Origin of the sequence: Limibacillus sp. MBR-115, assembly GCF_040549425.1 — a bacterium.
Taxonomy (GTDB): domain Bacteria; phylum Pseudomonadota; class Alphaproteobacteria; order Kiloniellales; family CECT-8803; genus Limibacillus; species Limibacillus halophilus.
Map to the genome: position 1 here is coordinate 105497 of NZ_JBEPTJ010000004.1, position 12379 is coordinate 117875.

Here is a 12379-nt window from a genome sequence, read left to right on the forward strand (position 1 = left end):
GCGAAGAAACTTTGCACGACCGGGAAAAGCATCCTACATCTAGCACCATGATCGAAGATTTTACCGACCCACAGATCGAACGCTATGCCCGCCACCTGGTGTTGCCGGAGATCGGTGACGAGGGGCAGGCGCGTTTGCTGAGTGCCAGCGTGCTGATCGTCGGCGCGGGTGGTCTTGGCTCGCCGCTGCTGCTCTATCTGGCTGCCGCCGGTGTTGGCCGTTTGGGCGTCGTCGAGGACGATAGCGTCGATCTGTCGAACCTGCAGCGCCAGGTTCTGCACGACACACCCGCCGTGGGCAGCCACAAGGGCGACAGTGCCCGTGAGCGCCTGGCCGCGATCAATCCGGAGATCGAGGTGACGCTGCACAAGACGCGCCTGACGGCGGAGAACGCGGGCGAGATTGTCGCTGGCTATGATCTGGTGGCCGACGGATCGGACAACTTCGCCACCCGCTTCCTGGTTAACGATGCCTGCTATCTGGCCGGGAAGACTCTGGTATCGGCTGCAATCATGCGCTTCGATGGACAGCTTTCGACCTTCAAAGCGCATCAGCGTCACGAAGGGGAGGAGGCGCATCCTTGCTACCGCTGTCTCTTTGGCGAGCAGCCGGAGCGTGATCCCAAGCAGTCCTGCGCCGATGTCGGGGTGCTGGCCAGTCTGCCGGGCGTGATGGGCAGCCTGCAAGCCACCGAGGTCATCAAGGAGATTACCGGCGCGGGCGACACTCTTTCGGGTCGCTTGCTGCTCTACGACGCCCTTTCGACCAGCTTCCGGGTGATCCGCGCCAAGCCCGACCCGGCCTGCCTGCTCTGCGGCCCGCAGGCGCGCATCACCAGCCTGGACCCGGCCCGCTACCGCCCCGAAGACGCCGTCTGCGAGAGCTGACAGGCACGAAGGTCGAGCTACAGTTCTTTCCCTAGAACATTGTCTCCAGGACCCGGTCGGGCGGCGTGTGGCCGTCGGCAAAGGTCTTGATGTTGATGATCACCTTTTCGCCCATGGCGATACGCCCCTCGATGGTGGCCGAGCCCATGTGCGGCAGCAGGATCACATTGTCCATCTTCAAGAGCTTGGGATTGACCGCCGGTTCGTGCTCGAAGACATCGAGCCCGGCGCCCGCCAGTTCGCCCCGGTCCAACATGCGGGTCAGGGCGTTCTCGTCCATGACCTCGCCACGGCTGGTGTTGACGATGTAGGCCTGCGGCTGCAGCAGCTTCAGGCGCCGTGCCGACAGCAGATGGTAGGTCGCGGGGGTATGCGGGCAGTTGATCGAGATAATGTCCATGCGGGCCAGCATCTGGTCCAGGCTGTCCCAATAGGTCGCCTCCAACTCGGCCTCGAGGTCCGGGTGGACCCGGCGGCGGTTATGATAGTGGATCGATAGCCCGAAGCCCTTGGCCCGGCGCGCCACGGCGGTGCCGATGCGGCCCATGCCGATGATCCCCAGACGTTTGCCCCAGATGCGGTTGCCCAGCATGTGGGTGGGTCCCCAGCCGCTCCATTCACCGTCGCGCAGCAGACGCTCGCCTTCGGTCAGGCGGCGCGGCACGGCAAGGATCAGCGCCATGGTCATATCTGCGGTGTCCTCCGTCAGGACACCGGGGGTATTGGTCACGGTGATGCCACGCTGGCGCGCCGTTTTGATGTCGATATGGTCGACGCCGGTGCCGAAGGAGGCGATCAGCCGAAGCTTTGGCCCGGCCTGCGACAGGACGGCGGCGTCAATGCGGTCGGTCACGGTCGGCACCAGGATTTCGGCAGTCTTCACCGCCTCCACGAGTTGCGCCTGGCTCAAAGGTTTGTCGTCCAGGTTCAGTTTCGTGTCGAACAGCTCCATCATCCGCGTCTCGATGACGTCTGGAAGACGGCGAGTGACAATGACCAGAGGCTTCTTCGATGGAGCCATTCTTTTCTCCCTTCAGGACGGCCGACGGATAGGACGGCGACAAAGCGAACTTGCGTGGCGCTGGCGGTCCCTTAGCAAGACCCTATGGCCTTTGTCCAGATTAACACAAGCAGCCTTCGTGTAAGTCCAGAATGATGAGGGGGCTAGCAGTCTCTTCAAAGTGGCCGATAGTGTTGACGCGAGCACCAAACCCTGCGACAGCAGAAGATCGGCTGGCCGTGAAGGTCGTCCGAGTCGCGGTGCGGGCTTGAGTAGCGATCCCTGCCGACGGGGTGGAGAGGGTTTGACGTATGACGGGCAGAAGAGGAAGGCAAGTCGTTTTAAACGCGCTTTTCTGCTTCGGTCTGTTGTTTTCCACCTACGCCGAGGGCCTGGCCCAGCAGGCGGGCAGCGAGACCCGCGAAATCGAGCGGCCGGGCCGGACCGGTCTTCCACTGCCCCGGTTTGCCTCCTTTCGATCAGATGAAGTCAACCTGCGCACCGGCCCCGGTGTGCGCTATCCGATCGAGTGGGTTTACCGGCGGCAAGGGCTGCCCGTTGAAATCGTCGATGAATTTGAAACCTGGCGGCGGGTCCGCGATTGGGAGGGCACGCTGGGCTGGGTTCACCAATCCATGCTGAGCGGCCGCCGCACCCTTCGCGTCCAGGGCGACCAGGTCGCCTTGCGACGGGAGCCTTCGGAGAGTGCGGCCCTGGTGGCTTGGCTGGAAGGCGGCGTCATCGGTGAGCTCAAGGGCTGTGACGGTGGCTGGTGCAGGGCCGAGGTTGCGGGTTATGACGGCTGGCTGATGCGGAGCGATTTCTACGGCACCCTGCCGCGCGAAGATTTGCAGTGACTTGACCCTGGCGGCTTCAACGCCGATATCTGTGGGCGCCCATAGCCCAGCAAATGATCTGAAATATGAATTTTAGTACGCACAAGTTTTTTCCCGACCGACTGTTTGCGGCATTGCTGTTGGCACTGACGGTCCTGGCAATGGCATTGCCCCAGGCTGCTGCGAAGCCGTTGCGGTTGATGGCGTACGGCGATTCCTTGATCCATGGCTATGGCTTGGGTCCCGGTGAAACCTTTCCGGATCAGCTTCAGGATGCCCTGGATGAAGCCGGATACGACGTGACCGTCATCAACGCCGGCAATTCCGGCGAGACGACGGCGGGCGGTCGTGCACGGCTGGACTGGAGTCTGGCGGAGAGTCCAGATGCGGTGCTTTTGCTGTTGGGCGCCAACGATATGCTTCGCGGCATCGATCCTGCCGAGGCAAAGGCCAATCTTTCCGCCATTATCGAGGCATTGCAGGCCCGCGACATAGAGATACTGCTCGCCGGTATGCGCGCGCAGCCGGGGCTTGGAGCTGATTACGTCGACGCGTTCAACGCGCTCTACCCGGCGCTGGCCGAAACCTACCAAGTGCCGCTCTATCCCTTTTTCCTTGAAGGCGTGGCGGCGGTGCCGCCGCTGAATCAATCCGACGGTTTGCATCCCAACGCCGATGGCGTGGCGCGGATTGTCGAAGCAATCCTGCCCAGTGTGACGGGTTTGCTCGATCAACTCCGAGAGGCGCCTTGATGACGGATGGGCCAACGGGAATCGAATCGGTGTTCGTGGCAGGGCGGGGGCAAGGTGCCGACTGGAGCGCTTGTCTAAGCGCTGCACTGGCGGAGATCGGGCGCTTGCCTGACCAAGCGAACATCGGGTTCATCTATGCGACTGACGAACTGGCGAAGGACTGGGACGATATCCTGGTTGCCTTGCGGTCTAGAACATCGGTTGACAACTGGCTTGGCACGGTTGGTGTCGGGGTGGCGGCAAGCGGATGGGAGGCTCACGATCAGCCCGCTCTTGTGTTGCTGATCGGACGCCTGCCGGAAGAGGATTTTCGCGTTTTCGGGCCGTTGGTCGACAGCCTTTCTGAACTTGAAACCAAGCATGGCGCGTGGCTTGGGGATAAACACCCGACACTGGCGCTGGTGCATGCCGATCCGACAAATCCGCACATTGCCGACATGATTCCGGCGCTCAGTCAGGTCAGCGGCTGCTTTTTGGTTGGCGGATTGACTGCGAGCCGAAGCCCAAGCCAACCGCAGGCCGCAGGTGGGGCGGTGACAGGTGGTTTGAGCGGCGTATTCTTTGGCTCGCGGGTTTTGGCGGCGACGGCGTTGAGCCAGGGATGCACGGCGTTGGGCGATAGCCATGTCATTACAGCAGCAGACCAGAATGTCATCGAAACGTTGGATGGCCGGCCTGCCTACGAGGTGCTGCGCGAGACGGTTGGCGAACTCTTGATGCGCGACCCTCGGCGGCTTGCGGGATACATAACGGTGGGCTTTCCGATTTCCGGCAGCGACACCGGTGATTACCTCGTTCGCAATCTCGTTGGGCTCGACCCGAATTCGGGGCTCGTGGCGGTTGGCGAGGAAGTGACGGTCGGGCAACGGGTCTTTTTCGCTCGCCGCGACCCGCAATCGGCCGTGCGCGACCTGTGCCGCATGCTGGAGGGAATTGAAAGCCGTATCGAAGGTGTGCCAAAAGCCGGAATCTATGTTTCCTGCTCGGCTCGGGGTCCGCATCTTTTTGGCGTTAATTCCGAAGAGTTGAAACTTGTTCGAGAGGTTTTGGGAGATTTCCCGCTGGTTGGTTTCTATGCCGGGGGGGAGATTTCTAATGACCGACTTTATGCCTATACCGGCGTGCTCACGCTCTTGCTCTGACAAGCTTGCGGCCGTTGGATTTCCTGATCGGGGAGTAGCTATCAAATGGAGATGAGAAAGCTCGGCCGTAGCGGCCTTGAGGTCAGTGCGGTTTGCCTGGGGACCATGACCTGGGGAGAACAGAACAGCGAGGCCGAAGGGCATGCGCAAATGGATCTGGCGCTCGAACGCGGCATTAATTTTTTCGACGTTGCGGAGATGTACCCGGTTGATCCTCGAGCCGCGACTTACGGGCGTACCGAGGAGATCATCGGCACTTGGTTTGCCGCTCGCAAGCAGCGGGACAAGGTGATCCTGGCGACGAAGGTCGTGGGCCCCGGCCCTCGCTTTCCCTATATCCGCGACGGCAACCAACGGCTTGATCGCAAGAATATCAGCGCCGCTGTGGATGCGAGCCTGAAGCGTTTGCAGACGGACTATATCGACCTCTACCAGCTTCACTGGCCCGACCGCGCGACCAATGCCTTTGGCCGCCTGGGATTCGTCCACAAACCCGATGAAACTATGACCCCGTTGGCTGAAACCCTGGAAGCTCTCGACGAGCAGGTAAAAGCCGGAAAAATACGGCACATTGGCGTTTCAAACGAAACGGCTTGGGGCTTGATGCGCTATCTGGCGCTGTCCGATCAGGGCTTGGGGCCGCGTATGGCTTCTATCCAGAACCCCTACAGCCTTTTGAACCGCAGTTTCGAAGTCGGGTTGGCCGAGGTGGCGATTCGCGAGGACTGCGGGTTGTTGGCTTATGCGCCGCTGGCCGCGGGGGCGCTGTCAGGTAAGTATCTCGACGGGAAGCTGCCCGCGGGCGCTCGCTTCACCCTGTTCCCAGGCAACACGCGCTATAGGGGCGCGCGCGCCGACTCGGCGGTTCGTACCTATTGCGAAATCGCCGCACGGCATGGTTTAGACCCCGTTCATATGGCCCACGCCTGGGTAATCAGCCGCCCCTTCGTCACCAGTTCCATCATCGGGGCAACCTCCGTTGAACAGCTTGAGCACGACCTGAAGGCCGCAACACTCAAGCTTTCCAAGGAATTGCTGGCTGAGCTGGAAGAAGCCCACAAAGATCATACCTATCCCTGCCCCTGAGGGTATTTTTCCGGGCGACGTCGAGATGCTTGATTCGCTGGCACCAGATGTCATGCTTATCGGAGCATCAAGGAGGGATTCGTCATGCGCCTCTTCGTCGCCCTGGATATACCTGAAGACCTGCGTGACGATCTTGCCATTCTCTGCAACGGAATTCCCGGCGCGCGTTGGGTCCGCCCGGAGAACTTCCACATAACCCTGCGTTTTCTGGGTGAGATCGACGGCGGGCAGGCCGATGACCTGCACAGCCTGCTGACCCGCATCTTTGCGCCAGGCTTTGAGCTTTCGCTACGTGGTGTCGGTGCCTTCGGCGACCGCAGCAAAACCAGGTCTCTTTGGGCGGGGGTGGAACCCAACGGCGCCCTCAATCACCTACGCGACAAGATTGAATCGGCGTCGGTCCGGGCGGGGTTGCACCCCGAACCGCGCAAATTCCGACCGCACATCACGTTGGCGCGCTTTCGCGGCGGCGGTTCGGCAATGCCGGAGATACAGGATTTCATAACCCGCAACGCCCTGTTCCGCAGCGCGCCTTTCCAGGTCGAGCGTTTCACGCTGTACCAATCGTTCCTGAGCGGCGAGGGCTCTATCTACCGGGCTGAAGCGGACTATGATCTGTTGCGGGTCATGGCTGAGGGCTATCAGTTGAACGCGGGACTTCAACGGTAAATTAGTTTGCACAGCAGGATCGATCCGGCGAGCAGCAGGGTCATGCTGTTAGCAAGGATTATCGGCAAGTCCCCGATCATGAGCCCGTACGTCAGCCATAAAAGCACGCCGGTCACGAATATTAGGAACATGGATAGCGAAAGATCGCGGGTGGAGCGTGATCGCCAGGCTTTGACCGCCTGGGGTAAGAAGGCGAGGGTGGTGCAACTCCCGGCTAGAATCCCGATCAAAGTGAAGGACTGCATGTTGGGTCACCGTTTCGAGAATGAGGAATCACAGAGGTTAAAGCGCTCCTATAATCCCGAAACCCACTGGACTGGAAGCCCTCATTTTGCCGATCTGCGGATTGGCTTTACTCTGCGGCAACAAAGACCTTGCCTGGGGCGATTCCTGGGTGCACACCTTCTGTCCGGATTTAAGGGCGGCCTCGGAACGGACCGCTCCAGGGGAGACGTGCTTCATGGCGCTGCTGCTGGGAATTGATACGGGCGGAACCTACACCGATGCCGTCGTCTTCGACGATGAACGCGAGCGGGTGATTGCCAGCGCCAAGGCGCTCACGCGTAAGGACAATCTCTCCCGTTCCGTAACCGAGGCGAGCGATGCCGCTCTTGCTCAGCTGGAGCCCGGAACGCATCGCGCCATCGGGTTCGTGGCGCTTTCGACCACCCTGGCCACCAATGCCATCGTTGAGAATCACGGGTTCCCGGTGGCGCTGGTCATGATCGGGCAAGACGAGAAGATGCTCGACCGCGCCGGTCTGGGGGCCGCTTTGGCGGGCGACCCGGTGTTGTTTATTACCGGCGGCCACAACCATGACGGTAGCCCACGCGCGGCGCTCGATGAAGCCCAGTTGCTGGAAGGGGTTCGGAAGATTGAAGGACGCGCCGCGGCCTTCGCGGTCTGTAGCTACTTTGCCGTGCGCAACCCGGAGCATGAACTGCGCGTTCGGGACCTATTGCGTGATAAAACGGGCCTGCCGGTTACTTGCGGGCACGACCTTTCCGGAGCGCTGGACGCACCGCGCCGGGCGCTGACGGCACTTTTGAATGCGCGCCTCATTCCCATGATCGAACAGCTCATACGCGCCGTGCAGGGTATGTTGGAAGCGCGTGAAATCGCGGCGCCCCTGATGGTGGTCAAGGGTGATGGTTCCCTGATCGCTGCGGAAACGGCGCTTGAAAAGCCGGTGGAAACAATACTTTCCGGTCCGGCGGCCAGTGTGGTCGGCGCGCGCTTTCTTTCCGGCGAGGGCGATATTGTGGTCTCCGATATCGGCGGCACCACGACCGATATCGCGGTTCTCCAGAACGGCCAGCCGCTGCTTGATCCAGATGGCGCGCGCGTCGGTGGTTACCGCACCATGGTCGAAGCGGTGGCGGTCCATACCGTCGGACTTGGCGGCGACAGCGAGTTTAGGCTTGATGACCGGTTACGGCCCGTGCTGGGTCCGCGCCGAGCTCAGCCGCTCAGTCTTTTGGCGCTGGAGCATCCTGGCGTGCTGCCGGTTCTGCGCGAGCAGGCCGAGCGTCCCTGGCCCAGCGAGAACGATGGCCGCTTTGCCCTGAGGGTCCGTAGCCTGCCACCGGGCGGAGAGGGCGCGCTTTCCCGGCTGGAGCGCAGCATCTGGGACGCTCTGGCGACCGGGCCGGTGGCGCTGGGGAATCTACTTGGCGGCGCGTTCCCAATTGGATCGCTTCGCAAGTTGGTGGACCGCGGGTTGGTCATTCTCAGTTGTTTCACACCTTCAGACGCCGCGCATGTTCTGGGTCTACAGAACACCTGGGAAGCGGAGGCTGCGCGCCTCGGCGCTTTGCTCTGGGCACGCCGGGAGGATGCTTTCGGTAAAGCGATTGCTGAGTCCGCCGAGGCTTTTGCGTCGATGGTTTACGAACAGGTCATCCTGCAGTCAGGAGAAGCCATTGCCTTGGCGGCCTTGTCCGAGGAACTTCGGTCGAGCAATCCGGCGGCTTCCAAGCTGGCGGCCGGTGCAAAGGAGGAATCCCGGAGTTTTATCAACCGCGCGCTGGCAACGCCCGGCGTGGGCGGCTTGCTGGGATTTTCCGTAAAACTGCAACGCCCTTTGGTCGGCATCGGCGCACCTGCCGCAACCTACTACGAAGAAATCGCCAAGCGGCTTGGCACGCGTCACGTGGTGCCGCGTTTTGCGGAGGTATGTAATGCGGTCGGCGCCGTTGCCGGTGGCGTCAGCCAGCGGGTCCTGGTTTCCGTGACTCAGCCAGAGGAAGGCCGTTTCCGCCTGCACAGCGCTTTGGGAGTCGAGGACTTCACGCAACTCGACAAGGCGCTGCAACGCGCTGACGCGGTGGCCACTGCAAGTGCCCGCAAGGCAGCAGAAGCTGCCGGAGCGACAGAGATCAAGGTTGAGTTGCAGCGTGAAATCAAGGCAGCGACACTGCGCGGGGACAAGGAGATTTTTGTCGAGGCGCAGATCACGGCCCGCGCCTACGGCAGACCCAGGTTGACCCGTTCTGCGGTATAGCTGCGGGCGGCTCGGATCAAGCGACGGTATAGTCGCTGTTGTCCGGGATTGAAGATTAGGAATTCTGGGTGCCACTGAACGCCGAACAGAAAGGCTTGGCCCCGGCCTTCAAGTGCCTGGACAACGCCTTTTTGGTCGTGTGCGACAATTGCCAAGCCGTGTCCCAGGCGGTCTACAGCTTGGCGGTGTAGTGCGTTAACACGGCACCGTGTCACTCTGAGAATTGCCGCAAGCCTGCTGTCTGGGGCAATATCAATTGTCAAAAGGGGGAGAGGGGTTCGTCGCCGTCCCGTGTCATCATAAACGAGTTTGATGTCGCCGTGTAGGTTGCCGCCCCTGGCGACGTTGATCATCTGGGCGCCTCGGCAGATTCCGAGTATCGGGAGCCCGCTATCCTCAGCGGCGCGAAGCAGATCGAGCTCCAGTTGATCACGTTCCGGGTCCAAACGCACTGCGGGATCCAGGGCGCCACCATAGAGTGATGGTACGATATCATCGCCACCACCGACGATCAGACCATCCAGATCTTCGATTGAAACGCGCTTGTCTGCGGTAATGCGAAGGCCGCGCCCACCGTTTCGCCAGATCGAAAAGCGGTTAAACCACCACATGAAGCGCCCGCCGCGGCGCGACGTGGTTACACCAATGATCGGTCGACGGGTCATAATCCGCTCAAGATTTCATCGACCTTTTCGGCCCATCCAAAGGAAAGGATCTGATCATGATGATCAATATATGCGGTCTGCAGTTTTGCCAGTCGGTCGCTATCCATAGCCAGACGCTCAACCTCCAACCAGAAGTTCCATTCACGGGCCAAGTTCCATTCGGGATTGTCCACTTTTGAATCCGGTAATCGGTAGTGAAATGCCGGCCTGCTGCGGACCTTGACGTTCGGCAGACGGCGTTTCACTCGTTCCGGATCGAAGTGACCAAAGATTGGCAAAAGATCTAATTCTCGGCTGCGGGTGGGGTTGGCTTCCATGTAATCGTCCATCAAGCCGCCGAGGTCGGGAGCGTAATCGGGATCTATGACTTTGGAGATATAAGCGTTGGAAAAGGGATCAATAAAGGGCGTCAGGCGTCGCTTTAAATTTACATCGATTTTCTGGCGCAACCAGGCGCTTAGTAGAAGATAGGCGCGCAGGTGCTGAAGGAGATAGGCAACGTCATGTCGCGCGAGTTCTGCATTGATCTGCATGCCGTAAGCGGCAAACCAGCGACCGGTCGTACCAGTGGCTCCCGCTTTTCGCAATTCGGTCACCAAGGTTTCCAGGCGGTCGAGTTTGTCGAAGGGAATTGGCGGGCAGGCGATCTCTCGGGGCAGCCAGAGGGCCGCGATGTCTCCGGCGGTTTTCGCCAGTTCCGCCTCAATCTCCTGGAGCAGCGGCGACAGTTCGCTTTGTTCGGGTCTGTCCTCTAGGTGAATTATGGTGAAGTCGAGCTCCACCAGGAAATCCCCGAACTGGGTATCCAGAACCTTGAAGCGGTGCGGATCGGAATGGGTCAACCTGCCACCGAAAAGCCGTTGGACGATCTTGCCCGAAGCCTCAAGGTCTACATCAGAAAATTCGATCTCGATTCCAACCCGGCGTATTTTCCCATCCGGTGTTTTCTCCAAGGGCGGTCGTTTGTAACTTTCTGCCATAGTTTAACGATATAGCGATAGCCGACGAAACTTCAAACAAAGCCCAAGGTGAAGAAGGGCAATCGTCGGAGACGTATCTGCACACTTGCCGTCCTCAGGCTGTATTCAATGCATCTGCCGATGATTGACTCGTCTGGGTACTTCGTTTCTCATTGATTCATTCTGGTCATACCAATTCACTTCACCCTGCGCGGAGCCCTTGCCTTTGGACGCCCTGCCCGAGATGACATTTCTGGCGCTTTTCGTCCTGGCAATGACGGGGACGGGGCTGCTTGGAGGCGTCCTCGCAGGGATGCTCGGTGTCGGCGGGGGCATCGTCATCGTACCGGTGCTGTTTCACCTGCTGGGGTTGTTGGGGGTGGCTGAAGGGCAGCGAATGCACGTTGCCGTGGCCACTTCACTGGCGACGATTGTGGCGACATCGGTTTCTTCGGCCAGAGCGCACAGTAGACGCGGTTCGGTTGACTGGACGCTCCTGAAAAGCCTGCTCGTTTCGGTTTTGATCGGCGTTGCTGTCGGCACGGCGTTCGCCACTTACGTCAAGGGACCCGTGCTGTCGGCGATATTTGGAGCGGTCGCCCTTATCGTAGCCGCCAATATGGCTTTGCGTCGGGAGGGTTTCTCTCTGGTCGCGGAGGTACCTAAGGGCCTGTTGCGGCAGGTGTTTGGGTTCATTATCGGCGGTTTCTCATCAATGATGGGTATTGGCGGCGGCACTTTGGCGGTGCCGCTGTTGAGCCTGTGCAGCTATCCGATCCGCAATGCCGTCGGCACCTCATCCGCTTTGGGGTTGGTGATCGCGGTTCCGGCGACCGCAGGATTTATCTATGGCGGCTGGCAGGGTATCGACCTTCCGCCCTTCAGCCTGGGTTACGTCAATGTGCTGGGATTCTTGTTGATAGCGCCGGCGACCGTCCTGACGGCGCCCTGGGGCGCGCGCATTGCCCACAGCATCAACGTCAACTATCTCCGAAAAGCGTTTGCCTTGTTTCTGATCATCACCGGCATTCGTATGATCGTCAGCCTTTTCTGAACGACCTGAACCAAGTTGCGGTAATATCCCGGCGCACCAACGGACCATGCAACAGCCAAGCAAGCCCCAACATCAGTAGGAACGAGAAGTAGACATCGCTGAGGAAGTGGCCGCCCTGCAGAATGCGAACCGCACTCAACAACGACCCGTAAGCAATTGCGCAAACCATGCCGGTCCCCCGCCGCCAACCTGGCGGCAACAGAAAGGCGACCGCCAGGAACAGAAATCCCAGACTGGCCTCGCCTGAGATGAAAGAGCAGTTGCTTTCGCACTGATCCGATAAAATCCAGGCTGGCGAGAAGTCCTTTTCCCAGTGGCTGAGCTCGGCAAGATGCAGCGGACGGGCACGGCCCCAGATTTCCTTTAAGAAGAGGTTGGTGATCAACAGCACGCCCAGAAGGGCATTGCTTATCAGATAGAGGATCGCCGGACGGTCCAGTCCGAAAAGATAACGGCCTTTGATGCTGCACCAAAGCAGAGACAGGCCGCATGCCGCAGCAAGAACGTAAGCCGGAATCGACAAGGCGGCGCGAAAGTCATCCATCCGGTAGTTCGTTATGTTGAGAGAGAAAAAGCCGAAATCGAACAGGTGCGCGACCCAGCGATCAATCTCGGCCTGCCCCTCTGCCGTAAAGAAGGGCTGCTGCCAGGCAAAGGGAAAGCCGTCTATGGCCGGCAGGTAGAACTGCCGGGCCACCCAAAGATCGATCTCGGGGCGTAAAGTCAGGAGTAGCCCAATACCCAGCAGTGGGATGGCTATGGCAAGTGGGCGTACGAAGCGATAAGGGGGGGCAGTCAACAAGGGGCGCGGCCCTCCTGGTCATTG

Annotated in this window: 13 protein-coding genes; 8 read left to right on the forward strand and 5 right to left on the reverse strand. The window is 60.1% G+C overall.

The genetic code is table 11. From position 1 onward, the window contains the following. Window positions 1-47: 47 nt before the first annotated feature. Window positions 48-887 carry a molybdopterin-synthase adenylyltransferase MoeB gene (moeB, locus tag ABIE63_RS10175; protein ID WP_354504574.1) on the forward strand — a complete coding sequence of 280 codons (840 nt, stop codon included), beginning with the start codon at window positions 48-50 and terminating at the stop codon, window positions 885-887. A gap of 31 nt (window positions 888-918) precedes the next feature. On the opposite strand, the gene ABIE63_RS10180 is transcribed toward moeB, so the two are convergent. Then, entirely contained in the window at window positions 919-1908 is a 990-nt protein-coding gene (locus ABIE63_RS10180) for a D-glycerate dehydrogenase (protein ID WP_183417435.1), read from the reverse strand. Window positions 1909-2198: 290 nt separating this feature from the next. On the opposite strand from ABIE63_RS10180, the gene ABIE63_RS10185 reads away from it, so the two are divergent. The 5 genes from ABIE63_RS10185 to thpR all read left to right on the forward strand — a co-directional run bounded on the left by ABIE63_RS10185 (window position 2199) and on the right by thpR (window position 6372). Beyond that, window positions 2199-2744, forward strand: coding sequence for an SH3 domain-containing protein (locus ABIE63_RS10185; RefSeq protein ID WP_183417436.1), 546 nt, complete (start codon window positions 2199-2201; stop codon window positions 2742-2744). A gap of 65 nt (window positions 2745-2809) precedes the next feature. Then, complete coding sequence (locus ABIE63_RS10190; RefSeq protein WP_354504374.1) at window positions 2810-3475, forward strand: arylesterase; 666 nt, start codon at window positions 2810-2812, stop codon at window positions 3473-3475. After that, window positions 3475-4617: an FIST C-terminal domain-containing protein gene (locus ABIE63_RS10195; RefSeq protein WP_354504375.1), complete on the forward strand. Its 1143-nt coding sequence runs from the start codon at window positions 3475-3477 to the stop codon at window positions 4615-4617. The genes ABIE63_RS10190 and ABIE63_RS10195 overlap by 1 nt, the downstream gene beginning before the upstream one ends. Before the next feature lie 45 nt (window positions 4618-4662). Further along, a complete protein-coding gene (locus ABIE63_RS10200) occupies window positions 4663-5703 on the forward strand; it encodes an NADP(H)-dependent aldo-keto reductase (RefSeq protein ID WP_354504376.1) in 1041 nt (346 codons plus the stop codon). Window positions 5704-5787: 84 nt separating this feature from the next. Next, window positions 5788-6372: an RNA 2',3'-cyclic phosphodiesterase gene (gene thpR / locus ABIE63_RS10205; protein ID WP_354504377.1), complete on the forward strand. Its 585-nt coding sequence runs from the start codon at window positions 5788-5790 to the stop codon at window positions 6370-6372. Here the strand turns inward: thpR and ABIE63_RS10210 are convergent. Next, window positions 6363-6617, reverse strand: a complete 255-nt coding sequence (locus ABIE63_RS10210; RefSeq protein ID WP_354504378.1) for a SemiSWEET transporter — start codon at window positions 6615-6617, stop codon at window positions 6363-6365. The two genes, thpR and ABIE63_RS10210, sit on opposite strands and share 10 nt — an antisense overlap. Before the next feature lie 215 nt (window positions 6618-6832). On the opposite strand from ABIE63_RS10210, the gene ABIE63_RS10215 reads away from it, so the two are divergent. Then, window positions 6833-8875 carry a hydantoinase/oxoprolinase family protein gene (locus ABIE63_RS10215; RefSeq protein ID WP_354504379.1) on the forward strand — a complete coding sequence of 681 codons (2043 nt, stop codon included), beginning with the start codon at window positions 6833-6835 and terminating at the stop codon, window positions 8873-8875. On the opposite strand, the gene ABIE63_RS10220 is transcribed toward ABIE63_RS10215, so the two are convergent. Continuing rightward, the gene (locus ABIE63_RS10220) at window positions 8839-9540 is read right to left on the reverse strand and encodes a gamma-glutamyl-gamma-aminobutyrate hydrolase family protein (protein ID WP_354504380.1); all 702 of its coding nucleotides are present in this window, start codon (window positions 9538-9540) and stop codon (window positions 8839-8841) included. The genes ABIE63_RS10215 and ABIE63_RS10220 overlap by 37 nt on opposite strands. Next, a complete protein-coding gene (locus tag ABIE63_RS10225; protein WP_354504381.1) occupies window positions 9537-10520 on the reverse strand; it encodes an amidoligase family protein in 984 nt (327 codons plus the stop codon). The genes ABIE63_RS10220 and ABIE63_RS10225 overlap by 4 nt, the downstream gene beginning before the upstream one ends. A gap of 205 nt (window positions 10521-10725) precedes the next feature. Between ABIE63_RS10225 and ABIE63_RS10230 the strand changes: the two genes are divergently transcribed. Further along, entirely contained in the window at window positions 10726-11553 is an 828-nt protein-coding gene (locus ABIE63_RS10230; RefSeq protein ID WP_354504383.1) for a sulfite exporter TauE/SafE family protein, read from the forward strand. Here ABIE63_RS10230 and ABIE63_RS10235 read toward each other — a convergent pair. After that, a complete protein-coding gene (locus ABIE63_RS10235) occupies window positions 11540-12355 on the reverse strand; it encodes a phosphatase PAP2 family protein (RefSeq protein ID WP_354504384.1) in 816 nt (271 codons plus the stop codon). The two genes, ABIE63_RS10230 and ABIE63_RS10235, sit on opposite strands and share 14 nt — an antisense overlap. Window positions 12356-12379 lie beyond the last annotated feature (24 nt).

Bases quoted from the DNA above. Each gene is read 5' to 3' on its own strand.
- thpR (WP_354504377.1), top strand. From the start codon at position 5,788: ATGCGCCTCTTCGTCGCCCTGGATATACCTGAAGACCTGCGTGACGAT.
- ABIE63_RS10210 (WP_354504378.1), bottom strand. From the start codon at position 6,617: ATGCAGTCCTTCACTTTGATCGGGATTCTAGCCGGGAGTTGCACCACC.
- ABIE63_RS10180 (WP_183417435.1), bottom strand. From the start codon at position 1,908: ATGGCTCCATCGAAGAAGCCTCTGGTCATTGTCACTCGCCGTCTTCCA.
- ABIE63_RS10185 (WP_183417436.1), top strand. From the start codon at position 2,199: ATGACGGGCAGAAGAGGAAGGCAAGTCGTTTTAAACGCGCTTTTCTGC.
- ABIE63_RS10225 (WP_354504381.1), bottom strand. From the start codon at position 10,520: ATGGCAGAAAGTTACAAACGACCGCCCTTGGAGAAAACACCGGATGGG.
- moeB (WP_354504574.1), top strand. From the start codon at position 48: ATGATCGAAGATTTTACCGACCCACAGATCGAACGCTATGCCCGCCAC.
- ABIE63_RS10190 (WP_354504374.1), top strand. From the start codon at position 2,810: ATGAATTTTAGTACGCACAAGTTTTTTCCCGACCGACTGTTTGCGGCA.
- ABIE63_RS10200 (WP_354504376.1), top strand. From the start codon at position 4,663: ATGGAGATGAGAAAGCTCGGCCGTAGCGGCCTTGAGGTCAGTGCGGTT.
- ABIE63_RS10220 (WP_354504380.1), bottom strand. From the start codon at position 9,540: ATGACCCGTCGACCGATCATTGGTGTAACCACGTCGCGCCGCGGCGGG.
- ABIE63_RS10195 (WP_354504375.1), top strand. From the start codon at position 3,475: ATGACGGATGGGCCAACGGGAATCGAATCGGTGTTCGTGGCAGGGCGG.
- ABIE63_RS10215 (WP_354504379.1), top strand. From the start codon at position 6,833: ATGGCGCTGCTGCTGGGAATTGATACGGGCGGAACCTACACCGATGCC.